Below are 21,788 nucleotides of genomic sequence, written 5' to 3'. Positions count from 1 at the left end.
CGTCAGAACCGGGCGTCCTCGTACTCCGGCCCGGCCGCCCCGGTGAGCGTGCGGGCCATGCCCTGCGCCTGTTCCAGCCAGCGGGCGAACGGCTCGGCCTCCACCTCGGGCAGCACCTCGTACAGGTTCTCCACCTGCCAGGCGTACGGCTCCTGCTCGTTCGGGCGGGCGTACGAGACGTGGAGCGCTGCATACGCCAGCGCGTAGTACGGGGTGGTCGCGTCGAGGAGCCGACCCGGCTGCTGGGGGTCGAGCAGCCAGTGGGCCTGGACGACGTCGATCTGGTCGGGCAGGTACCGCTCGGGGTGGAGCAGCTCGGCTCCCGTGGCGTCGGCGCGTGCCGCACAGACCGTCCCGATGACCGCCGATGCCAGGTCCGAGACCACTACGCCGCCGACGACCGCCGTGCGGCTCAGGTCCAGCGGGCGCACCACGCCGCAGGCGTCCTCGAAGTGCACCGTCAGCCCGTCGACGACCATGCAGGGCCCGTGCTCACGCAGGGTCGCCGCGTCGGCGCGGTGCAGCGTGAAAACGGCCGTGGCGGAGAACCACGTCTGGGTCACCTGGTTCCAGAGCTTGAAGGCGTGCCCGGCGGTGCAGCGGTCGGGCAGCGGGACGCCCTGCGGCCGGCCCTCCGGGGCCTTCGCGCCCGCAGGGCGCACGGGCGGACGGGTGGCCCCCTTCGCCACGGCCCGGGCGTCGCCGGGCAGCTTCCGGCGTCCCTTCTCGTCGCCCACGGGAACGGGGGTCCGTAGTTCCGACCCCACCGCCTCGCGGACGACGGATACCAGGCCGACGGCGGCGCCTGCCGGTGTGGTGGCCATGACCAGGGTGCTCTCCGCGAGGGCCGCCGCCGCCGTGGCCATGCCCTGCTCGAAGGGGGTCCCGGCGCTCAGCACGTTCGAGACGACTCCGAAGCCTTCGTTGGTGGTGTCCAGCGCGTCCGCAGCCCGGCCCCCGGCGGTGCGCAGGCCGTGCTTCCCGGCCCGGGCGCTGCCGACCGGGGCCTTCTTGTCCTGCGCCGCCTTCTTCAGATCGCGCGTCGGGACGGCCTTCGTGCTCAGGAGTTCCGCGACACGGTTCGGGTCGGTCGTCTCCCGGGCGGCGCGGGCCTTCATGGCCGCCGCCGGCCCGACGACGCCGCCGACCGCGATGCCCACGGTCACGGCTGCCAGGGGCGGGCAGACGGCCGAGGCCGCCGTGCAAGCGGCGCTCAGTACGGTCACGCCGGCCTTGAAGGTCATGACCTTCAGGGCGAAGACCGGGTCGTAGTGGTCGACGGCGCCGGTGAACTCGGCCCGGGCGGTGTCGACGGCCCGCTCCCACACGTCTCCGCACAGTCGCGCGATCGTGTCGTGGTACGCCTCGACCGCCGTCCGGAGCCCTGCCAGATCACCGCGCGCACGGGTGAGCGAGGCCTTCAGGACGGCGTCGTAGCCCTGCTCCCCCGCATCGGAGCCCAGGGTCCGACCGAGTGCGTCGGCGCTGTCACGTAGTGCACGTTCCGCCTCCAGGAGGCCTGACAGGAGGCGGGACAGGTCCCGCTCCGCGGTATGCGCACCCGCTTTGGCCGGGCGGGTGTCTCCGGGGGCTCGCCAGGACAGGCTGTCCTCCAGCCGCAGCACGGACAGCATGCACTGCGCCATGTCCTCCTTCCCCGCGGCCAGGTCCTTCAGCATGGCGACGGCCCGGACGAGGGCGGCGCGAGCGTCTTTCTGCGTCGGGACGGGATCAGGAGCGGAGCCGCCCGGCCCTGCGGCGCCACCGGTCCGGGTGCCGCCCTCCAGCTCGGCATGGAGCTGCGCAATGGCATTGCGCAGCAGCAGGGCCTGCGCCCTCTCCAGCTCCTTGCCGGCCATCACCCGGGTCAGGAGGTCGGCAGCGACGAAGCCGCCGACGGCGTCCAGGTGCTTGCCCACCAGCCGTGCCTGGCGCAGGGCGTCCTTGCGGCGGTACCTGTACACGGGCAGGGGGCCGCGCTTCTTCAGGTACGCGGCGTCCTCGGCCGTCAGGCCGGCCGGGACGGCGCGTCCCTTCTTGTGGTTCGTCTCCATACGGTGCTCCTCTGATCGGGCGATCCGGTGTGTGAACCGGTGCTCCGGCGCACGCTAGGGAGGGTTCCGCGGCCGCGTCCCGCCCGATCGTGCAGGCTTGCGGCCCTCTCCCGGACTCCGGCGGTGGAGAGGATCACCACGCGTGCAGCTCGTCGAGGTCCTGGGGCCAGCGGGCGAGCTCGAAGCTCCGCCCGAGTTCGCCCAGCGGCACCCGGGCGACGATGCCGCAGGGCTCGCGGCACACCGCGAAGTGGCCGGATTCGTCGTTCTCCACCTCCAGGACGAGCAGTTCGTCCGCGTCGGGGGCCCCGCCACCGGTGCGCGCGGCCGCCTCGGCCGCGCTGCGCACCCACACCTGTCCCGGGGCGACCAGCAGATGGACGCAACCGGAGGCGAAGGCGTAGCAGGCGACCTCAAGGGCAGCGGACGGGGGAAGCAGGTCCAGCCGCTCCAGGCGCGCCCGGTAGGCGTTGACCAGCTCCGCGGCGCGTACGCCTCCCACAACCAGATCTATCCTCGAACCCATGTGAATCAACTCCGTTTCCGGTAGGGAAAAATGCTGCCGCGTCACCGCAGCGCCGGAGGTCGGCGTGCAAGGGGCGGAGCGCCCATGCTGCGGTCGGCTGCCGGGTCTGACCGATCCCCTTCGGGCAGCGCTCCGTGCAGTCCTCGCGCCGTGCCCCCCGGCTGCGCCAGGGGTCCCGCGAGGTCTGCCCCGGTGGCTGCCCGGCCGGCCCTGCCCGTGGTCCGCGCGACGTGATCGGCTGGATGCAGCCCGCCCGACGGGCCGCCGCGGCACCGCTCGTCAGGCGCCGTCCGTCCCCCGTATCCACCTGCTGTGAAGGTCCGCACCATGCACGTCCGTACCCGTAAGACCGCGCCGGCCGTCCAGGACATCGACATCGTCGACCGGGCCGAAGAGACCCTCCGGATCCAGTCCCAGGCCCTGGGGCTGCCGCCCGGCGCACTCGACGACCAGCTGGCCGTACGACGCGCCCGGGGAGCCCACGGACTGAGCGCGTTCGGCGCCTTCGAGGACGGTCGGCTGGTGGGCTTCGCCTACGGCGTGGGAGCCGACGAGTCCTACCCGTGGCGGGCGCCCGTCAGTGCCCGCCTGCACCGTGCGGGGCACAGCTCCTGGGCCGAGAACGCCTTCTACGTCTGTGAACTGCACATGCTGCCGGCGTTCCAGCGCCGCGGACTGGGCACTCTCCTGCTCACCACGCTCTGCTCGCGCGCGACGGAACGCCGCGTCGTCCTGACGACCCCGGCCGGACCGACGCCCGCCCGGCGGCTCTACCAGCGGTTCGGCTACCGCGACCTGGTGACCGAACCCGAGGGCGCGGAGCAGTACACGATCATGGGTGCGAGGCTCCCGCTGGTCCCCGAGGTGTTCCGCTCGATGGCGGCCTGAAGCCGGTCGCCACGCCACCGCCCCTCCCCCATCTGGCGGGGCCCCTCCCCTGCGGCACCGTCCGGTGGGCGGATCCCCCGGCCATGCGCCGACGGAGACGCTGTCAGCGGCACCCGCCCACACAACGGACGCCGCCGGCCGACCCCGGCCGGGCGGCGTCCCGTCCGCAGGAGAGGCCCATGCTCGCCGTCGAGGTCCCCACGTCCCGTCACTCGCGCACCGGGTGGATGCACGCCGCCCTGCGCCAAGCGTCCCGGTCCGGCTGCCGGTACACGATGGGCGCCGTCCTCGTGCGCGGCAACCGCGTCGTCGCGGCCGCCCCCAACAAACGGCGCAACTCCCCCTTCGTCGACTTCCGCAACAGCACCTTCCACGCCGAGGTGGCCGCGCTGCGGCGGGCCAGGCGCACCGAGGGGGCCACCATGTACGTGGCCCGCCTGGACGCGCTGCTCCGCCCGGCGATGGCCCGGCCGTGCCCCCGGTGCCAGCAGGCCCTCTGGGAGGCGGGCGTCCAGCGAGTCTTCTACACGGACGAATGCGGCTCCGTGCAGTGCATGGACATCGTCCAGGGCCCCTGACCCTCCTCCGAAGCCTTCACCGCCCGGGTCCGCCCGGCCGGCCCGCCGAGACGGCGACACCGTTAGGAAGTGCCATGGCATCGACCATCCCGCAGCTCACGGAGCGGACGCCGAAAACGGTGCGGAGCCCGATATCCGCCCGGATCGCCGCGCTGCCCGCGCGGCTCGACGAGGAGCCGGCGAACCGCTGGCTCCTGCGGCGGATGCCCGCTGCCCTCCGCCGGCCGGTGCGCAACGGTTCGCACCGAAGGGCGGCCCCGGTGCACGTGCCCCTGCGCGGCGGACCGGGGGTCGGCACCGTCGCGGCGCGGGACGCGGACGGGCCGCCCGGTGCCGCGGCCTGATGCGCGGCCCCGCCGCTGAAGCCCGGCGATCGCCGGCCACGGCGTTCACCCTCCCGCAGTCCCGCGTCAATGAACACCTAACCTCCGGGCCGCCAGCATGGAAGGCCCCATGGCGCCCGCGCGCCGCCCGTCCCGAAAGGCCCACCCCCACATGCTGCACGCTCCAGCCGACACCGCCCGCCCGGGCGGCACGCTCTCCCGGCCCCGGGAGGCCGGACCCTCCGCGATGCGGCGGACGTTCTACAAGCTGCGCCAGGAGGTCTGGCACCTCACGACAGCCAAACCGGTCAGCCGGAAGCAGCGGGTCCGATGAGCAGGTCACACCGCAGCCAGAGGCCCCGGGCCCACGGCCGGTCCCGGCGACGGCGCCTGCTCAGGGCCGGGGCGTTCGCGGCACTCGCCATGACCTTGGGGGGCGGCGCGCTGGCGTACGCCTGCTACGAGAACCTCGACGGGAACATCAAGTCGGCCGATCTCGCGGCTGCGTTGGGGGATGACCGGCCCGCCCGGTCCCCGCAGGGAGCCGTCAACATCGCCCTGATCGGCTCGGACAGCAGGGCGGGCACCGGCGGCGCCTACGGGAAGGGCTACACCAGCCAGCAGTCCGACACCCTGATGGTGCTGCACCTGTCGGCGGACCACCGACGGGCGACGGTGGTGTCGCTGCCGCGTGACTCCTGGGTGGACATCCCCAGCTGCGATCTCGGTGACGGCAAGACGTCCCGGCCGACCAAGGCCAAGATAAACAGTGCCTTCGCGGTCGGCAGTTCGCACGGCGGGGTGGCAGGCGGCGCCGCCTGCGCCATCAAGACGGTCGAGCTCAACACCGGCCTGCACATCGACCACTTCATGGAAATCGACTTCTCGGGTTTCAAGGACGTGGTCGACGCGCTCGGCGGTGTCCGGATGTGCCTGCCCCAGCCGATCGCGGACAAGAAGGCCTCCGTCTCCCTGCCCGCCGGCTGCCAGACCCTCGACGGCGAGCAGGCACTGGGGTTCGCCCGGGCTCGCTACTCCCTCGGCGACGGCAGCGACATCGGACGCATCGGACGGCAGCAGGAACTCCTGACCGAGATCTTCAGAACCGTCCAGGACAAGAAGTTCGACGCACCGGCGCTCTACCGGCTCGCCGACGCGGCGACCGGGTCGCTCACCGTCGACAACGGACTCGGCGGCCTGTCCGGCCTGCTGGGGCTCGCCCGGGACTTGCAGGCGATGCCCGAGCACGGCCTCACGTTCGTCACGGTCCCGAACCAGCCGCGCGCCCTGACGGTTCCGACCGACAAGGCCAATGTCGTGTGGAAACCCGCGGCCGCGGAACTCTTCGCCGCGCTGCGCGAAGACCGGCCCGTCGGCAAGGACGCGAAACCCCTCGCGGAGCCGGGTAGCGGTGTGCCGGACCCAGGCGGTCCCTCCGCGTCGTCGACCCGGCGGGACACCGAGGTCTCCGTCCTCAACGGGACCGGCCTGACCGGCAAGGCCTCCGAGATCGCCGCCAAGGCGACCGCGGACGGCTTCGGCAAGGTCACCACGGGCAACACTGCCACCCGGGAGGCCACCACCGTGATCCGGTACGCGCCGGGGCGCGAGGAGGCGGCGCGCGCACTGGCCGCCGCACTCGGACTCGACCCGTCGCTGCTGCGCCCGGCCGACGCCGGTGCGCCGGCCCCGGCCGTCACCCTCGTCATCGGGGCGGACCACTCCTCGGCCGGGCTCTGAGGCCCGTTCGGCGCCCGACCGCCGGTACGGCGGACGGCCCGGCCCCTCTGTGGCAAGGGGCCGGGCCGTCCGGCGTACCGGCGGTCCTGTTCGGCGGTGTCCCTCGTCTTCCCGGTCAGTGCCGTCGGCGTACGGAGCGGGCCCGCGGGCCGCGGGCGTCCGTGAACAGCTCGTAGAGGACGACATCGCCCTCGGCGGATTCCGCCTCAGGCGGGTCCGTCACCATGTCCGAGCAGTGGACCAACAGGTCGGCGGCGGCCCCGTCGTCCGGACGCACGAGCCCGAACTCCCCGTCCGGCGCCCGCCAGAGCAGTCTTCCCTGCACGGTCCTGCAATCGCTCTCCGGCATGACCGGCTCCTTCCTTCGCGGCACGTCATCACCGGTGTCAACCCATCACGTGCGCAGCGCGCGGAGAAGGGCATTCGGACAGCATTTCGCGCGGACGCTCACGCCGGGCGATCGGCCGCCGCCCTCCGGGATTCCCTCATCAGCATGCGGCGGCCCGCCACCACGGCCCCCAGACCGGCCGCCACGAGAGCGGCGTCGACCGCCCGGTCCGCCGTGGTGTCCGACGTGCGGCGGGACCCGGTGGCGGTGGCCGTGCGCGACGCCGCCTCGGCGGTCGGTGTCGCCGGGTCCTGCTTCGGGGCCGCGTCGGCGACCGGGGCGGAGCTGAGCCCGGAGTGCACGGCCTTCGCGACGGCCTCGACGGTGGCGATGCCGTAGCGGTAGCCCTCGCGGGCGGACCGCCCCGCGGGGGCACGGTTGTTCTGGGTCAGCACGACCAGGTCGTAGTCGTGGCCGGCGCCGGTGAACGCGGCCATGCTGTTGATCCTCCAGTCGCCTCGGTCGGCGGGCTCATCGGCCTTGTCCGACCGCTGCAGCCAGCCGTTCTTGACGTGGACCTCGGCGTCCTCGGGCGCCGAGGCAGGGGTCCCCCACCGCTGGTCGCCCCGGACCTCGTGCATGAGGCCGAGTGCGTACGAACCCTCCTCGGGGGTGAGCACCCCGCCCTCGCCGCGGAACACCCTCAGCAGCCGCACCAGGTCCTGTGCGTCGACCCGGGTGAGTCCGAAGGCACCTCCGGGCCCCGGTGCGGTCCCCTTCATGCCGGCCGCCTTCAGGAACTGCTCCACGCCGGTCGGCCGGACGGTCCCGTCGGCGCCGGTGGTCGACAGTTCCTTCCACAGCGCCGACGCCGCGTCGTTGTCCGAGGACACGATCATCTTGCGGGCCAGTTCCTGCTCCTCGGCGGAGAGGTGCCCCCCGCGGGCCCGCAGCAGGGCGCCGAGGACGATCGGTTTGGCGACGCTGGCCGCGTCGAACTGCCGCTGTGGTGCGAGCCCGCACGTGGTCGCGGTTCCCGCGTCGTCCAGGGCGACGGAGACGGTGCTGCGGCGGTCGCGCAGCGCGTCCGCTATGTCGGCGGCGAGCCTCCCCGCCCGCCCTCCCTCCGCCGAGGTGCAGCTGACGGCGCCCCCGGCCGTCTCGGCGCTCGCCGTCGTGGCCGCCCACGGCGCCGGTACCGCGTGCGCCGGAGACGCACATGCCGCGAGGGACACCGCGCACAGCAGTCCCGCCCACACGGCAGTCGACCGCATCGGCTTGCTGATCATCCTCGAGCCTTTCGAAGTCCGGCGGAAACCGCCGCGGGCACGCCACGGGCGCATCTCCCCCGAAGCCCCTCCATGCTCCGCGGCCGGGTCCGCGCGCGCCTCCACCGATCGGCGGTGCTCCGCGGAGGAGCGGCACACCGCCGGGGCCGCGGAAGCCGTCGCGCACGGTCCGGCGGACCCGCACGTCGCTCCCGTACGTACAACCCCCGGCAGCCGGGGCTTCCGGGGGAGCCGAGGTCCGGCGTCCGGCCGCGCCCGAAGGTCGATGGCAGAGCGGTGCGGCCCCCGCAGGATCGGATGACGATCCCGAAAGGAACGGAACATTGAGAATCAAGAGAACTGCTGCGACCGTCACGGCCGCCGTCGTCCTGGGCGCGGGGACGCTCGCCCTCGGGGGTTCGGGGGCATTCGCCACGGACACGCCGCAGCAGAAGCCCACCATCGTCCTGGTGCACGGGGCCTTCGCCGACTCCTCGGCATGGAGCGACGTCGTCCAGCGCCTCCAGGCACGCGGGTACAAGGTGGTCGCCGCGGCGAATCCGCTGCGCGGACTCGCCTCCGACTCGGCGTACGTCGCCGAGGTCCTGAAGGGGATCCCCGGCCCGGTGGTCCTGGCAGGCCACTCGTACGGCGGTGAAGTGATCACCAATGCGGCCGCCGGCTCCCCGCAGGTGAAGGCCCTCGTCTACGTCGCGGCCATCGCACCGGACACCGGCGAGAGCGCCAACGACGTCCTCGGCAAGTTCCCCGGCAGCCGGCTTCCCGAGTCACTCGACGCGGTGCCCTACACCCGTGCCGACGGCACCGCCGGAGCGGACCTCTCCATCAAGCCGGACAAGTTCCGCCAGGCCTTCGCCGGGGACCTGCCCGCCTGGAAGGCATCCGTACTCGCGGCCACGCAGCGGCCGATCGAGGCGTCCAGCCTGGGCGACCGCAGCGCCGCCGCGGCCTGGCGGTCCATCCCGTCCTGGTACCTCGTGGCCAAGCAGGACAACGCGATCCCCCCGGCCGCCCAGCAGTTCATGGCCGAGCGCGCCAACGCGCACACCGTGGAGGTCGACTCCTCCCACGCGGTCACGGTCTCGCGCCCCAAGGCGGTCACCGACCTGATCCTGGACGCGGCCGCCCAGGCCCGGTAGCGCACCCGGCGTCCCGGGCGGCCGGCACCGCCCGGGACAGCCATGCGCCGCCCGGGACGGGATTACGCCGCCCGGGGCGGTCATGCGGCGCCCGGCGCCCCCGCCGTACGGAGCAGCCACCCGGTCGCGTCGGCGGCGGGCAGGGCAGGGGCCACCAGCCATCCTTGGATGACGGTCACTCCCATGCCTTCCAGCAGGCCTCGCACCTCCTCGGTCTCCACGCCTTCCGCGACCACGTCGAGGCCGAGGGAATGAGCCAGACCCACCGAGTAGCGCACCACAGCCGCGTCCTTGGGGTCACTGGACATCCGCGAAACGAAGGACCGGTCGATCTTCAGCTCGTCGACGGGGAGTTCCCGCAGCCGGGCGATCGAAGAGTGACCGGTGCCGAAGTCGTCGAGGGAGACGCGTACGCCGTGGCGGCGCAGGTCGCCGAGGGCCACTGCCAGGGCGCGGACGTCGCGCGTCTCGGCGCTCTCGGTCAGCTCGATCGTCAGCGCCCGTCCGGGCAGGTCGTTGCGGCGCAGGCAATCGCGCACCTCGGCGGGGAAGCCCGGTACGAGCGCGTCGGTCGGCGAGATGTTGACAGCCACCGGAACGGCCAGTCCCTCCTTGCGCCAGGCCGCCGCCTGCGCGACGGCCTCCTCCAGCACGAACTGCGTCAGCCGGGGCATCAGGCCCTCACGCTCGGCCTCCTCGATCAGTGGGCCGGGCCCTTCGCGACGCCCGTCACGGCGCCGGTGCCGGAGCAGCGCCTCCATGCCGGCGGTCCTGCCCAGCGAGGTCGTCTGAGGCTGGTAGTACAGCTCCAGTCCCTCCGCGCCCAGGGCTCGTTCGAGGTCGCAGCCGTCGGACCGCCCGCTGCGGCGCGACTGTCCGGGGAACAGGGGGGCTGACGAGTTCCAGACGACGTGCACGAGGATCAGCACCACGCAGACGCCGCCCACGAACGCCACCGCGTCGAGGTCCCTCATCCGTGCCACGACGCCGAGGATGCCCAGCAGGGCGGCAAGTGCCAGGACGCACAGCGCCGCGCGGTCCGCGGTCGCCAGGCGCCGGACCTGGTTCGGCCTGCGCGCCCGGTCGTGTTCGAGGGTCCGCTCGGTGTGCTGTTCGACGTCCACTGTCGTGCTCTGCGCCTTCTCTCCGTACTGTCGGACGGCACACGTTCGCCGTCCCCCGGGCAACACACCAGTGGTGGACGGGCAGCCGGGCGGGCAGGTCTGCCGTCGGGGGCTGCTCCGGGACACCGCGGGAGCGCCGTCAGCCTGCCCGAAGGACCGGTCGGTCCGCCATGGGCCTTTCGGCCTCCCCCCTTCGCCTCCACCCCGGCACGAGGTCCGCCCCGGCACGGGGGCAGTGCCGGCCACGGGGTCCGAACGGCTGCCTGGTCGGGCAGCGGCGCCCGACGGACCGAATGCCACACTGCGCAGGTCATACGCCTGCCACAGAAGGCGACAGAGCCCGAAAGACCCCCTCATGGAACACAACTTCGACCACCTGCCCGACGCCCTGGGCACCGAAAGCCTCGAGGCCCTCGCCCGCTGCACGCCCGAGGAGCGGGAGCAGCTCCAGGGGCAGACAGAGCCGGACGGGCTGAGCGACGCGCTCACCGAAGCCTTCGAGTCGTACTGCCGGCACACCGAAGGATCCGGCCCGAATCCCTTCCTGTTCCTGCAGTTCAAGCTGCTGCTCGGTGCGGCCCCGACAGGGTTCCAGGACGCGGACCTGCTGTCGGGAACCCTCCAGCGGGCCCTCTCCGCCTGCTCCGCCGCGGCCCTGGTCGGCCTCCCGGACATGTCCCTCCGCGAGGCCGTCTCCCATCCTGAGCTCGCCGAGTCCTTCCGGGCCTTCTGTGAAGTCGCCGTCTTTCGTGCGCTGAGCGGCACCGGGCTGCGTCTCTCGGGGCTCCGTTACGCACGCACCAGCGTCGGTCGGATGGACGTGGAAATCGCAAAGCGGTTCGACGACTTCGACGTCGATGCCCTCTTCAAGGACTTCAAGGACTCTGCGGAGGAGTACCGGACGGGACACTCCCAGGACCACCAGCGCGCCGAAGAGCACCGCGAGGCGGGCTTGGAGGCCATCCGGAAGGCTCGTGAGGCCCGGGCATCCCAGGTGCCTGCCGGACGGAGCGCCGGTCCGGACGGCGTCCAGGCACCGTCGAAGCGCCGGTCCCCCTCGTCGTCCGATGGGGAAAGCTCCGACGAGGACCGCTCCGGCAGAGACCGCTCTGACGAGGTGGGCCCCGACTTCTGCGCGAGGCTGTACTCCCAGGAGAACCTTCGAAAGCTCGAGAACCGCGACAAGGCCGCCGTGCGCGCGGCCATCTCCGCCGACGAACGGCTGGCCGGCGATTTCCGGGGCCGCCTCTTCAACCTCGCCCGAGACCACGGACTGGCCTCGGCCATGACCGGGCTGGCCACGCCCACGATCGCGGACTTCTACGACCTGACCGTGACGGAGCTCTACAAACGGTGCAAAACCTCCGAGGCGAAGAAGGTCTTCGACACGGCCTGCAAGGAGTTCACGACGAGTTTCGCCTCCCAGGTCGCCTTCCAGCAGCACGCGGCGGCGGACCGGAAGCAGAAGCGGGAGGAGGCATTCGAGCGGGCGCGATCCGCCGTGGAGTCCCGCGGTGGATCGGCAAGCCTGCACGACCGGCGCCTGGTGCTGCTGCGCACCCGCTGCGACCTGCCGGACGACGTCCTGGAGCCATTGGCCAGTCTGCCGTCGGAAGAGATCGTGCTGTTCCGCGAGGTGGTGGCCAGCGAGTCCCTGCGCGCGATGGTCCACGCCGCCGTACGGCAGGGCCTGCACGAGCAGGGCAGCAGGGTGCTCGGCGGGGCGCTGACCGCCGCCCTGGCCGCCGGGCGCCGGGGTCCGCTGCCGGGCGGTTCCCCGGCCGAGGCCGTCTGGGCGGACGACTGTCGCCGGAAGCTCCGGTCCCGGCGCGAGTACAAGACCCTGCTCGACTTCCTGGGCCGGCCCTCCCTCACCTCGATCGCGCGAAGCCTGGACCTCAAGGCCCTGAGCTCGCGCAACCGGAGGAACCTGCCCGTGGCTCTCACGGGGAAGTCCGGCTGATCCGCTCCCCCCGCGCCCACCGGCATCGGCGATCCCTCAGCCGGGATGGGGCAGAATGCAGTCATGCCTGCTGCCCCCGGTACCCGCCAGAACATAGTCGACGCCGTACTGCGGATCATCGAGCAGGACGGGATCGCGGCCGTGACGAACCGGCGCATCGCGAAGGAGGCCGGCGTCTCGCTCGGTTCGGTCACCTACCACTTCGCGACCCAGCACGACCTGCTGCGCGAGAGCCTGCTGTACTTCGTGACCGAGGAGACCCGCTATTTCACGGCCCTCGCCGACGACTGCTCGGACGACGGCCTCGATGTCCGGCAGGCGGTCGAAACGGTGGCGCAGGTGGCCGGCGGCGGCGAGTCCGACACGCGGCGCATCGCCCCGTTCGAGCTGTACCTGCAGGCGGGCCGTGACGAGCGGCTGCGGGCCGCGGCGGCGGAGTGCTTCGCCGTCTACGACCGTCTTTCCGCGCGGATCCTGACCCATCTCGGCGTCCCCGATCCGGAGCCGCTCGCCGGAGCCGTCGTCGCGCTGGTCTTCGGGCAGCAGCTGCGGCGGCTCGCCACCGGGGCCCCGGCCGAGGACCTGGTCGACGCGCTGTTGGTGGTCACGGCGCCGTGGACGCGCCGCTGACCGGGCCGGAAGGGGACGTGCTTCCGGGCGAGGCTTGGTCCACCATGCCTCGGAAGTCGCCCCAGGCCTGCGGCGGTGGCCCGCTGGACCATACCTTCTGGGCCAGCGCCGCCAGCGGCATCCGGATCCCGGCCGCCACTTCCTCCTCCGTCTGGGCCTTGGCGTCGTCGCCCCAGACAGCGAGCCGGCCGCCGAGGAGCTGGTCCTGGTACTGGGCGGCGTTCGGTACCGGAGCCGTCCCCCTCAGCACGGACGGGGTCCACTGCTCGTGGATGGCCTGTCCCGTGGGGTACGTGAACTGGTTGGGCTGGCCCAGGACGTAGTAGAGGTAGGCGTCGTTGAGGTTGACCACCTTCCGGCCGTCGGCGAGGTACTGCTGCGGCGGCCGTGCGCCGATCTCCTTGCCGGTCCAGTACTCGACCTCGATCGCCGGATCCGCCTGGACGACCGTGCCGGCGTAGAAGCCGTCGTTCCACGCCTTGGGCTGCTTGCCGGCGGAGGCGACCGTCGCCGCCCGGGCGTTGAGCCAGCCCGTCGCCAGGTCCTTGATCTTGGCGTTCGGGCCGTACTGTGCGACGGCTGCCGCTGCCAGGCCCGGGAAGGCCGCTTCCGGATTGCTGCGGACCAGCGCCTGGTACTCATCGCCCCCGAGGTGCCACGCATCGCCGGGGAACAGCGGCAGGAACTCCTTGACCAGCCCGTCGACGACTGCGCCGGCGCCGTTCTTGGAGATGTCGATCGCGCCTTGCACAGGCCTCCCGTTCGCGTCCTCCAGCTGGAAGTCCGGGAACGCCTTCAGCAGCGCGCCCAGGTGGCCGGGCGAGTCGAACTCGGGGACCACCGTGATGTGGAGGGCTGCGGCCAGTTTGACGATCTGCGCGAGTTCGTCCTGTGTGAGGTACTGGGCCGGGAGCATCTTCCGGTATTCCGGTTGCTTGGTCTCGATCCCCAGGCCCTGGTCGTCGGAGACGTGCAGGCCCAGCTGGTTGAGTTTGAGGTCGGCCATCTCCCGCAGCCTGTCCTCGATCCAGCCTGGTGTGAAGTACTTCCGGGCGATGTCGAGGTTGAGGCCCCGCTGGGGCTTGGCCGGCGCGTCCTGGGTGGTGCCGGCGGCCATCGACCCCGTGGTGCGCACGGCCTGCTTGACGGTCCGCGTGCCGTAGAAGACCCCGGCCTCGTCGGGGCCTGTGATGGTCACGCCGTTCCCGTCCACGACGATCTTGTACGACTCGGCCGGGCCCGAGCCCTTCGGGGACAGTGCGAGCCGGATGTCACCGGTCCCGGCTGGCGCGGAGCCCCCGTAGCGCAGGCCGAGCTCCTGCGCGAGGAGCTTCCCCTCGTCGGCCAGTCCGGCGCTGTTCGAGTCGATCACGACCCGCGTGCCGCTGCCGTTTCCCGCGGCCTGCCCGGGCTTCCAGGGTTGCCCGGAGGAGGGTGTGAACGTCTCGACGGACGGCACCACGGCCGGGGCCCCGGCGGGCGGGGGCGTGGCTGCCGGGGGCGGTTGCGCCGCTGCCGCGGCCGGAGCCCCGACCGCGGTCAGCGTGAGTGTGGCGGCGGCTGCCGCCACTCCGATCCGATGCTTCGCACAGTATCCCGACATGATCACCGCTCCCGCTCCCCCCTCCCACGCTCGCACGCCGGATGGCCGGTCGCGACCTGGGGCCCCGGGCACCATGGCGGGCCCGGCCTCGTCCGCCCAGGCCCGGCGGCCCCACCACCGCGGCCCGGCCCGCAGCAGCGCGCACCGGCCCGGGCGAGGGCAGGTCCGCGTCCCCGCGGGAGACGCCGGACGGGGTCCCGGCTGCCGCACCCGGACCTCCGGCTCCCGCGCGGGACTCAGCGGACGACCCTGTGCAGCCCCTTCCGGTCGTACGCCGTGGTGACCGCCAGGCCCAGCAGCACCGCCGCTGCCAGACCCGCCCCGGTCATCGTCCACGCCCGGGCGAGACCGGCGTCAGCCTGCGCATCGAAGTAGAGGATGGACCTGACCCCGTCGATCACCTGCCGCATCGGCTCGAACTCGGCCAGGAACCGGTAGGCGCTGGGCACCGCCTGGACGGGGACGGTCCCCCCGGACGAGGGCAGTGCCAGCGCGATGAACACGAGCATGGCCACCGGCTGCCCCAGCCCGCCCAGGGCCGATGTCAGCGCCTGCGCACCCACTCCCACTGTGGCGGTGGCACACACGGAGTAGACCCACAGCAGCGGAAGGTGGTGGGCGTCCATGTCGAGGAACCCCACGGTGACCGCCATCAGGATCGAGGACGTCACGAACGAAAGGCCCACCGTGAAGGCGCTGTTGGCCAGGAAGACCCGCCGTCGGCTGACCTCCACCAACGGCCGGTGCCTGCGCAGCGGACCGAAATCACTGGCGGCATAGCCCAGCCCGATGTCGGTTCCGCTGCTGACGATCCCCGCGCACAGGAAACCGATGAGGACCAGGAGCAGCGCGTAGTAGAAGGCCGACAGCCCCATGCCGCTCCGCTCCCCGATGGGGTGGCCCACGGAGACGGCCACCTCCACCGGATCGGCGACCAGCAGCCGGGCGACCGGATCGGCCGGGGCCGCCGCCGACAGGGACGCACCCAGTTGCGCGGACGCCTGGCGGGCCGCCTGCTGCATGGCGGTCGAGGCCAGCGAGGAACCGAGGCTGCCCGCACCCGGACTGGTCAGTACGTCGATGCGCGGCCGCGCTGCGGCCGCACCGGGGTGGGTGAGCCCCTGCACTTTGGCGGTGAAGTCCGCGGGGACGGCGAGGATGCCGTAGAGCTTGTCGGAGGCGAGCTGTCGGCGCGCCTCGGCCATGTCGAGCGGCTTCCAGGCGATGCGGTGCTCCGGGTCCGACGCCCGGACGGCCTCCACGATGCGCTGCCCGAGTACGTCCGGAGCCCCGGCCACGCCGCGGTCCTCGCTCACCAAGCCGACAGGGAGGTCCTTCATGTCGCCCCGCGGGTCGAGAATGCCGCCCATGTAGATCAGCGACAGAAGCAGGGCCAGTACGCTGACCAGCCCCGCCGGCCCGGCCCAGACGGAGGGATGGGTGAGCACCCCGCGCAACGTGCTGTCGGCTTTTTTGTGCGTGGACGACATGAGACCTTCCCGGACCTTTCGAGCGGAGGCGGCGGCGGACCCGGGGGACGGTCCCCGGTGCACCTGGACGACCTGCGCATGGTTCCCCGCGGCCCTCCTCCCCGGCATCCCCCCACCGCAGTGCTCCGAGGTCTAGGCACCCGGCCCCGCAGTCTCCTTTCCGGCTCAGCCCTCGGCCGCTCGGGCGGTGTGCAGGATCGCCTCTTCGAGGTCGAGTCTGCGTACGAGCAGCCGCAGGGTCTCGGTGTCCAGCAGGCCCCGGTCCCGCAGGTCCACCAGGGTGCGCCGCTCCTCCGCGAGGAGTTCGCCGACCAGCCTCCGGTAGGCATCCTGTGCCTGCTCGACCTCGGACGGTGACGGCGCGCCGGGCCCCGCCGGTGCCCCGCCCACTGCACGGAGCCTGCGCCCGGGAACACTGCGCAACCGCTCCTCCAGATCGGCCGGCAGGATGTTGGCGGTGTCGGCGAGCAGTTCCTCGAGCCGGGCGACCGCCGCCCGGGACGCCACTTCCTGGGCCTCCAGCGCCTCCCTGGCGTGCTGGTCGGGGTCCGGCCCGGGCAGCTTCAGCCGCCGCACCAGGGGTGTCAGGGTCAGCCCCTGCACGAGCAGGGTGGAGATCACGGTGGTGAACGTGAGGAACAGGATCAGGCTGCGCGCCGGGAAGGCGTCCTCCTCTCCCGAAGGTCCCGCGACGGTCACCGGCACCGAGAAGGCCACGGCCAGCGAAACCACTCCCCGCATCCCCGACCAGCCGACCGTCAGGACCGTCCGCCAGGTGGTGTCCGGGTCACGGTTGCGGATCCGTGCGCTCAGCAGCCGGGGCAGGAAGGTCGAGGCGAAGACCCAGAGCAGCCGGCCCCCGACGACCAGCAGGAACACCAGCACCGCGTACAGGGCCAGGCGCCCTGGGCCGTACGGTTCGAGCCCGTCGATCACGTGCGGCAACTGCAGGCCGATGAGGGCGAAGACGACGGATTCGAGGACGAAGACCACCATGCGCCACACGGCGGCCTCCTGGAGGCGGGCGGCGAAGTCCACTTCCCAGCAGCGGTGGCCGAGGTAGAGAGCGATCACCACCACGGCGAGCACGCCGGACGTGTGCAGGTGCTCGGCCAGCGCGAAGGCCCCGAACGGCACGAGCAAGGACAGCGCGTTGTGCAGCAGCGGCTCCCGGATCCGGCGGCGCATCCAGTGGATGGGCAGCATCAGCACCAGCCCCACGGCTGTACCGCCCACCGCGCTCGTCAGGAACTCCGCTATGCCGCCCATCCAGCCCGCCCCCTCCCCCACGGCGATGGCGAGCATGACCTTGAACAGGGTGATGGCGGTCGCGTCGTTGGCCAACGACTCCCCTTCCAGCACAGCGGTGATCCGCGAGGGCAGTCTCAACCGGCGTGCGACGGCCGTGGCCGCCACCGCGTCGGGTGGCGCGAGGATCGCTCCGAGCACGAGGGCCGAGGTCAGCGGGATGTCCGGCACCAGCAGGTACACGCCGTACCCCACGGCCAGGGAGGCGAAGAGCACGTACCCGACCGCCAGCCACAGCACCGGCCGGATCGCCGCCACCAGATCCGGGTACGAGATGTCCGTCGCGGCCCCGTACAGCAGCGGGGGCAACAGCAGCGGGATGACGACCTGGGGGTCCAGGGCGTAGTGGGGCACACCGGGCAGCGCCGTGGCGGCCAGCCCCGCCAGGACCAGCAGCAGGGGTGCGGGCACCGGTCCGCGACGTGCCGCCGCACCGATCGCCACGCTTCCCATGATGAGCGCGATGACCTCCAGAGTGTCCATGACTGCCTTCTACGGAGGGAGGACTGAGTGACCGGTCCGCGCACCGGGCGGACGGCAGGGCGACCGATCCGAACTCCGTGCGCCGACGCGGACCCCAGCCCGGAACAGCGGGCACGGTACGCGGCTCCCCCACCCCGCCACATCTGCCATCGGCCTCCCCGACAGCACGACTCCGGAACGCGGAAGGACCTAGTGCTCCAGCGATGACCTGCGGGAACACATCGCCGAGCACCTGGGCGCCGAAGCCGGCGTCCTGATCATCGACGAGCCCTCGGGCGGTGGCTACCGGGCCGGTGGCAGTGTGGAGGCGCGCGCGGGTGGGTGGTTTCCGCGGCGGGTCAGGCGGTGCCACCAGTGGTGGCGGCGGGGGTGGACGGCGCGGCCCATGCGGCGGCCGAGTACGAGGTAGCCGAGCAGCGCGCCGGCGGTGTTGAGGATGACGTCGTCCACGTCGAAGGCCCGTCCGGTGACCAGGGATCCCTGGATGAGCTCCACGAGGGTCATCACCACGGCCGTCACCGCCGCCACCCGCACCAACCCGCGTGCCTGCGGCAGGAGCACCGGCAGGAGCATCCCGAACGGCACGCCCAGCAGGACGTTGCCGCCGAGCTGTTTCGCGGCCTCCCGGACGGAAGTCCCGTCGAGGTACAGGCGGATCGACGCGCCCGGCTCGGTGTTGCTGTGCACGACACCGGCCGAAGCCGCCGAGGGCTCCAGGGTCAGGCGCGCCAGGACCAGGCTGAACAGCACCGTCCCGACGAAGGCGGCCAGCATCGCGAGGGCCCGAACCACCGGCCGACCGGGAGACCGGACCGGAGGGACGGCCTCCCGTGCCCGCTCAGGCCGCTTGCCCCGGCGCGCGGCGGCGAGCCCCTTGCGTACGTCCATGAACAGCTCCCTCGGTGACCGTGACCGACGCGTGCCTCGGATGCCCGTGTACCCGCTGACGTCGACGACGCACTCGTCCGGGTCGCGGGAAGTGAACTCGCCGGGCGGGGCCGCATGGAGACGGGCCGTTGGGGCGCCGTCCAGAGCCAGGGCATTGCGCCGCTGCCGGGCTCAGCTGCGGGCGCGGCGAGCGGCGCGGCGCTGGGCGTGGACGGTCAGGGTGAGGGGGTGGGTGATCCCCAGGGCCCGGATGCAGGAGTCCAGGGTCTGTTTGTACCGGCGCAGCGCCTCCTTGCGCATGCCCTTCGCGTGGTAGGTGGCGGCGATGTTCATGCGCGTGTAGAGGCTGTCGGGGTGGGCCGGCCCGTGCACCCGTTCCTGGTGCGTGAGGTTGGCCTCGAGCAGGGCGAGTGCCCGGTCGTGGTTCCCGGCGGCGGCGTGGGCGACGGCCAGGCCGTGGCGGGCGGTGATGGTGTGGGGGTGCTCCTCGCCGAGCGTCCGTACGCACGCGGTGAGGTTGTCCTCGTAGAGCGGGATCGCCCGCGGCAGGTTCCCCGCGTCCTTGTACGCCTGGGCGAGGTGGTTGCGCGTGGTGAGGGCCTCGGGGTCGGTGGGCCCCGGCGCCTCCTCCAGGGCGTGGAGCACCTGTTCGTAGAGGGGGGCCGCTTCGTTCGGCGAACCCGCGAGCAGGAGGCTGTACGCGCGGAGGTTGAGGGCGGCGAGGGTGTCGGGGTGGGTGGGGCCGAGGGTCCGGGCGTATCCCTGGAAGGTTTCGTCGTAGAGCTGGGCGGCCCGGTCGAGTTCGCCCGCGAGCCGGTGGGCGTCGGCGAGGTGTCTGCGGGTGACCAGGGTGTCGCGGTGGTCCCTCCCCAGGGTCTGTTCGCGGAGCCGGAGGTTCTGCCGGAACAGGGCGATGGCCGGTCCCGGGTCCTTCTTCATCAGGTGGGCCACCGCCACGTTGTGGCGGGCGGTGAGGGTGTTGCGGTGCTCCTCGCCGCTCCCCTCCCGGCTGTCGGAGTAGGCCTGCACCAGCAGCGGCAGGGCGCCGTCCGGGTCGTCGGCCTTCAGGAACGCGTAGCCGATGTCGGCGCTGCGGGTGTCGGCGGTACGGGCATCGGGATCGCCCTCGTCCGCCGCGTGCGGGCCTCCGCCCGCTCCGGTGCCGGCCGGCTCGTCCGCTCGCGGGGCGGCCAGGGAGCGGACCCGGTCGAGACGGCCCGCCTCCCGGTGGGCGAGGGAGAGCACCACTCGCAGGGTGCGGGTCCTGGTGTGGTTCTCACCGTGGACGCGCATCATGTCGTGCAGGGTCCGCTCCAGGAGCGGGACGGCCCGGTCGAGGTCGCCCCCCTCCTTGTACGCGTACCCCAGATCGCCGCGGGCGAGGACGGTGTCGGGATGGTCCTCGCCCAGCACCCGCTCCATGTCGTGGAGGTCCTGCTCGAAGAGCTCCACGGTGGGGAGCCGGTGGCCGGCCGCCAGGCGGACCGCCGTCAGGTTGTGGCGGGTGATGAGGGTGAGGTGGTGGTCCTCGCCGAGCTCGCGTACGCAGTCCTCGATGTTGCCCTCCAGCAGGCGGACGGCCTCGTCGAGGTTGCCGGCGGCCTGCTGCGCGCGGGCGTAGTTCGTGACGGCCGCGAGGGTGCTGAGTTCGTCGGTGCCCCGCAGCAGGCCAAGGGCCACGTTCTCCTCGAGCAGGTCGAGGGCCTGGCCCGTCCTCCCGGCCTGCCGGTGGGTCTCGGCCAGGTTGTTGCGGCCGGCCAGGGTCAGGGGGTGCGTGGCACCGAGGGTGCGTTCCGCGTCTTCCAGGGCCCGTTCGAAGAGGGGAACGGCGCGCTGCAGGTCGCCGGCCCCCTGGTAGGCGCCGGCGAGGTTGTGACGGCAGGCGATGGTGTCGAGGTGGTCGGGGCCCAGCGCGCGCTCGTGGTGGGTGAGGGCGCGGCGCAGGTGTACCGAGGCACGGACCGCCAGGCCCTGGGAGTCGAGGAACACGCCGGCGTGGTTGAGGAGCCTCGCGGTTCTGGTGGTGTCGGCTTCGAGGGGTGTGTGCCGGGCGACCGCCTCCATGTGCGGGAGCAGGGTGCGTCCGGTGGACCAGGTCGCCGGATCCTGCCACTGACACGGCTGGACGGCCGCGAGCAGGGAGGCGGTCGCGTAGGCACGGGCCTCCTGGACGAGGCCGGGCGTGCGGTGCGGGTCGTCGGCGTCGGGGGTGCGGGTGATGGACTGGACGAGCCGGTGCACGGCGAGGGAACGGCTGACGGCGTCGACCTTGATCATGCTGTAGGCGTTCAGGGTGCCGATGGCGTCGGCGAGCTCGGCCGGTTCGGCCAGGTCGTCGAGGAGCGTGACGGGGATGCCGTCGGGGGCGTACCAGGCGACGATCCGCAGGACTTCGGCGGCCAGGGGCTGCCGTTGGGCGATGGTGTCCAGCGCCACGCGCCAGGTACGGGCGACGGTGCGTTCGGCCTCGATCGCCCCGGCGGCGCCCCGCCGCAGCATCCCGGCCGGGTCCTCCCGCAGCAGGTCCAGGTAGGAGCGCGGGGTGAGCAGGGGATTCTGCGCGAGGTGGGCGCCGGCCTGTTCGACGGCCAAGGGCAGGTGCCCCAGTTCGGCGCACAGCTCTTCCGCTCCGGCCATGTCGCGGGAGCCCTCGCCGGCGGCCACGGCTGTGAGGAGGGCCAGGGAATCGGCCGGGCCCAGGACGTCGAGCCGGATGACGGTGGTGGCGTCGTGCCAGACGGTGGCGAGCCTGCTGGTGATCAGGAACCGGCCGGTGGGCGCGCGGGCCAGCAGTTCGGCTATGTCGGCGGGGTCGTTGACGTTGTCCAGGACGAGCAGCCAACCGGTGTGCGTGGCCAGCCACTCCTTCCCGTTCTCGGCCAGGGCTTCGACGGTCATCACCTTGGATGCGGCGGGCTGGAGGGCCCTCCCCAGGGCGGCGAGGCCCTGCTCGACGCCGGCCGGGCTGTCCGCGGTGATCCAGCGGATCGGCGTGAGCCCCAGGGCGCTGGCCCGATGGGCGGCCCAGTGGGCCGCCAGAGCGCTCTTGCCCACGCCACCGAGTCCGTGCACGGCTTGCAGCAGCACCCCGGCAGGGCGCTCCGGCGGGCCTGCCAGGGCGGCGTCCAGGCGCTCGAGTTCGGCCGTGCGCCCGACGAAGCGGCCGGACCGGTAGGGCAGGTTGTCGAGACCCGGCCGGGCCATGACCCGGCCCGCGGGGCCCACCGCTTCCGGCGGGAGCATCACCGTGGAGTGGTCGTTGTAGATGCCCGTGACGGCTATGCCGCCGTTCGTGGCAGTGGCGTTGCCGCTCGCCCACACCTGCTGGCCGGGGTCGCCCGGTACCTCCGGGGCGACGCCGCCGAGCTCGCTCCTCGCCGGGGTGCGCCCGCCGGTGCCGCGCCGCCTGCCCCACTGCCACTTCGCCATACCGC

18 protein-coding genes are annotated in these 21,788 nt (G+C 72.8%); 8 read left to right on the top strand and 10 right to left on the bottom strand.

Annotation, left to right across the window (positions count from 1 at the left end; all coding sequences use genetic code 11):
• Positions 1-2: 2 nt before the first annotated feature.
• A complete protein-coding gene (locus ACTVZO_RS38410; RefSeq protein ID WP_443302786.1) occupies positions 3-2,054 on the bottom strand; it encodes a hypothetical protein in 2,052 nt (683 codons plus the stop codon).
• A gap of 133 nt (positions 2,055-2,187) precedes the next feature.
• The gene (locus ACTVZO_RS38405; RefSeq protein WP_443302785.1) at positions 2,188-2,556 is read right to left on the bottom strand and encodes a hypothetical protein; all 369 of its coding nucleotides are present in this window, start codon (positions 2,554-2,556) and stop codon (positions 2,188-2,190) included.
• Positions 2,557-2,907: 351 nt separating this feature from the next.
• On the opposite strand from ACTVZO_RS38405, the gene ACTVZO_RS38400 reads away from it, so the two are divergent.
• The 5 genes from ACTVZO_RS38400 (at position 2,908) to ACTVZO_RS38380 (ending at position 6,109) form a co-directional block, all read left to right on the top strand.
• Positions 2,908-3,468 carry a GNAT family N-acetyltransferase gene (locus ACTVZO_RS38400; RefSeq protein WP_443302784.1) on the top strand — a complete coding sequence of 187 codons (561 nt, stop codon included), beginning with the start codon at positions 2,908-2,910 and terminating at the stop codon, positions 3,466-3,468.
• 179 nt (positions 3,469-3,647) lie between these two features.
• Positions 3,648-4,046: a deaminase gene (locus tag ACTVZO_RS38395; RefSeq protein ID WP_443302782.1), complete on the top strand. Its 399-nt coding sequence runs from the start codon at positions 3,648-3,650 to the stop codon at positions 4,044-4,046.
• 74 nt (positions 4,047-4,120) lie between these two features.
• Positions 4,121-4,390 carry a hypothetical protein gene (locus tag ACTVZO_RS38390; protein ID WP_443302781.1) on the top strand — a complete coding sequence of 90 codons (270 nt, stop codon included), beginning with the start codon at positions 4,121-4,123 and terminating at the stop codon, positions 4,388-4,390.
• A gap of 151 nt (positions 4,391-4,541) precedes the next feature.
• Positions 4,542-4,703: a hypothetical protein gene (locus ACTVZO_RS38385; protein WP_443302780.1), complete on the top strand. Its 162-nt coding sequence runs from the start codon at positions 4,542-4,544 to the stop codon at positions 4,701-4,703.
• Positions 4,700-6,109 carry an LCP family protein gene (locus ACTVZO_RS38380; RefSeq protein ID WP_443302779.1) on the top strand — a complete coding sequence of 470 codons (1,410 nt, stop codon included), beginning with the start codon at positions 4,700-4,702 and terminating at the stop codon, positions 6,107-6,109. Before ACTVZO_RS38385 ends, ACTVZO_RS38380 begins: the two co-directional genes overlap by 4 nt.
• Positions 6,110-6,224: 115 nt before the next feature.
• Here the strand turns inward: ACTVZO_RS38380 and ACTVZO_RS38375 are convergent, their stop codons facing one another.
• Positions 6,225-6,458 (bottom strand): cold-shock protein, encoded by a 234-nt coding sequence (locus ACTVZO_RS38375; protein ID WP_443302778.1) that lies wholly within the window; start codon positions 6,456-6,458, stop codon positions 6,225-6,227.
• A 98-nt stretch (positions 6,459-6,556) separates the two neighbouring features.
• Positions 6,557-7,726: a serine hydrolase gene (locus tag ACTVZO_RS38370; protein ID WP_443302777.1), complete on the bottom strand. Its 1,170-nt coding sequence runs from the start codon at positions 7,724-7,726 to the stop codon at positions 6,557-6,559.
• Positions 7,727-8,049: 323 nt separating this feature from the next.
• Between ACTVZO_RS38370 and ACTVZO_RS38365 the strand changes: the two genes are divergently transcribed.
• The gene (locus tag ACTVZO_RS38365; protein WP_443302776.1) at positions 8,050-8,865 is read left to right on the top strand and encodes an alpha/beta fold hydrolase; all 816 of its coding nucleotides are present in this window, start codon (positions 8,050-8,052) and stop codon (positions 8,863-8,865) included.
• 80 nt (positions 8,866-8,945) lie between these two features.
• On the opposite strand, the gene ACTVZO_RS38360 is transcribed toward ACTVZO_RS38365, so the two are convergent.
• On the bottom strand, positions 8,946-9,989 hold the full coding sequence (locus tag ACTVZO_RS38360) for an EAL domain-containing protein (RefSeq protein WP_443302775.1): 1,044 nt from the start codon (positions 9,987-9,989) through the stop codon (positions 8,946-8,948).
• A gap of 355 nt (positions 9,990-10,344) precedes the next feature.
• Between ACTVZO_RS38360 and ACTVZO_RS38355 the strand changes: the two genes are divergently transcribed.
• The gene (locus ACTVZO_RS38355) at positions 10,345-11,952 is read left to right on the top strand and encodes a hypothetical protein (RefSeq protein ID WP_443302774.1); all 1,608 of its coding nucleotides are present in this window, start codon (positions 10,345-10,347) and stop codon (positions 11,950-11,952) included.
• A gap of 63 nt (positions 11,953-12,015) precedes the next feature.
• Positions 12,016-12,582 carry a TetR/AcrR family transcriptional regulator gene (locus tag ACTVZO_RS38350; protein ID WP_443302773.1) on the top strand — a complete coding sequence of 189 codons (567 nt, stop codon included), beginning with the start codon at positions 12,016-12,018 and terminating at the stop codon, positions 12,580-12,582.
• Here ACTVZO_RS38350 and ACTVZO_RS38345 read toward each other — a convergent pair.
• The 5 genes from ACTVZO_RS38345 to ACTVZO_RS38325 form a co-directional block, all read right to left on the bottom strand.
• Positions 12,557-14,158 carry a beta-N-acetylhexosaminidase gene (locus ACTVZO_RS38345; RefSeq protein ID WP_443303404.1) on the bottom strand — a complete coding sequence of 534 codons (1,602 nt, stop codon included), beginning with the start codon at positions 14,156-14,158 and terminating at the stop codon, positions 12,557-12,559. The two genes, ACTVZO_RS38350 and ACTVZO_RS38345, sit on opposite strands and share 26 nt — an antisense overlap.
• A 263-nt stretch (positions 14,159-14,421) precedes the next feature.
• Positions 14,422-15,675, bottom strand: a complete 1,254-nt coding sequence (locus tag ACTVZO_RS38340) for a YhgE/Pip domain-containing protein (RefSeq protein ID WP_443302772.1) — start codon at positions 15,673-15,675, stop codon at positions 14,422-14,424.
• 165 nt (positions 15,676-15,840) lie between these two features.
• Positions 15,841-17,466 carry a Na+/H+ antiporter gene (locus ACTVZO_RS38335; RefSeq protein WP_443302771.1) on the bottom strand — a complete coding sequence of 542 codons (1,626 nt, stop codon included), beginning with the start codon at positions 17,464-17,466 and terminating at the stop codon, positions 15,841-15,843.
• A gap of 282 nt (positions 17,467-17,748) precedes the next feature.
• On the bottom strand, positions 17,749-18,354 hold the full coding sequence (locus ACTVZO_RS38330; RefSeq protein WP_443302770.1) for a VanZ family protein: 606 nt from the start codon (positions 18,352-18,354) through the stop codon (positions 17,749-17,751).
• A gap of 171 nt (positions 18,355-18,525) precedes the next feature.
• Positions 18,526-21,783, bottom strand: coding sequence for a tetratricopeptide repeat protein (locus ACTVZO_RS38325; protein ID WP_443302769.1), 3,258 nt, complete (start codon positions 21,781-21,783; stop codon positions 18,526-18,528).
• Positions 21,784-21,788: the final 5 nt, after the last annotated feature.

The sequence above is a fragment of the Streptomyces sp. IBSNAI002 genome, assembly GCF_052244475.1.
Taxonomy (GTDB): Bacteria; Actinomycetota; Actinomycetes; order Streptomycetales; family Streptomycetaceae; genus Streptomyces.
Note: the sequence above shows the minus strand (reverse complement) of the source record. Positions and strands in the feature narration are given on the sequence as shown.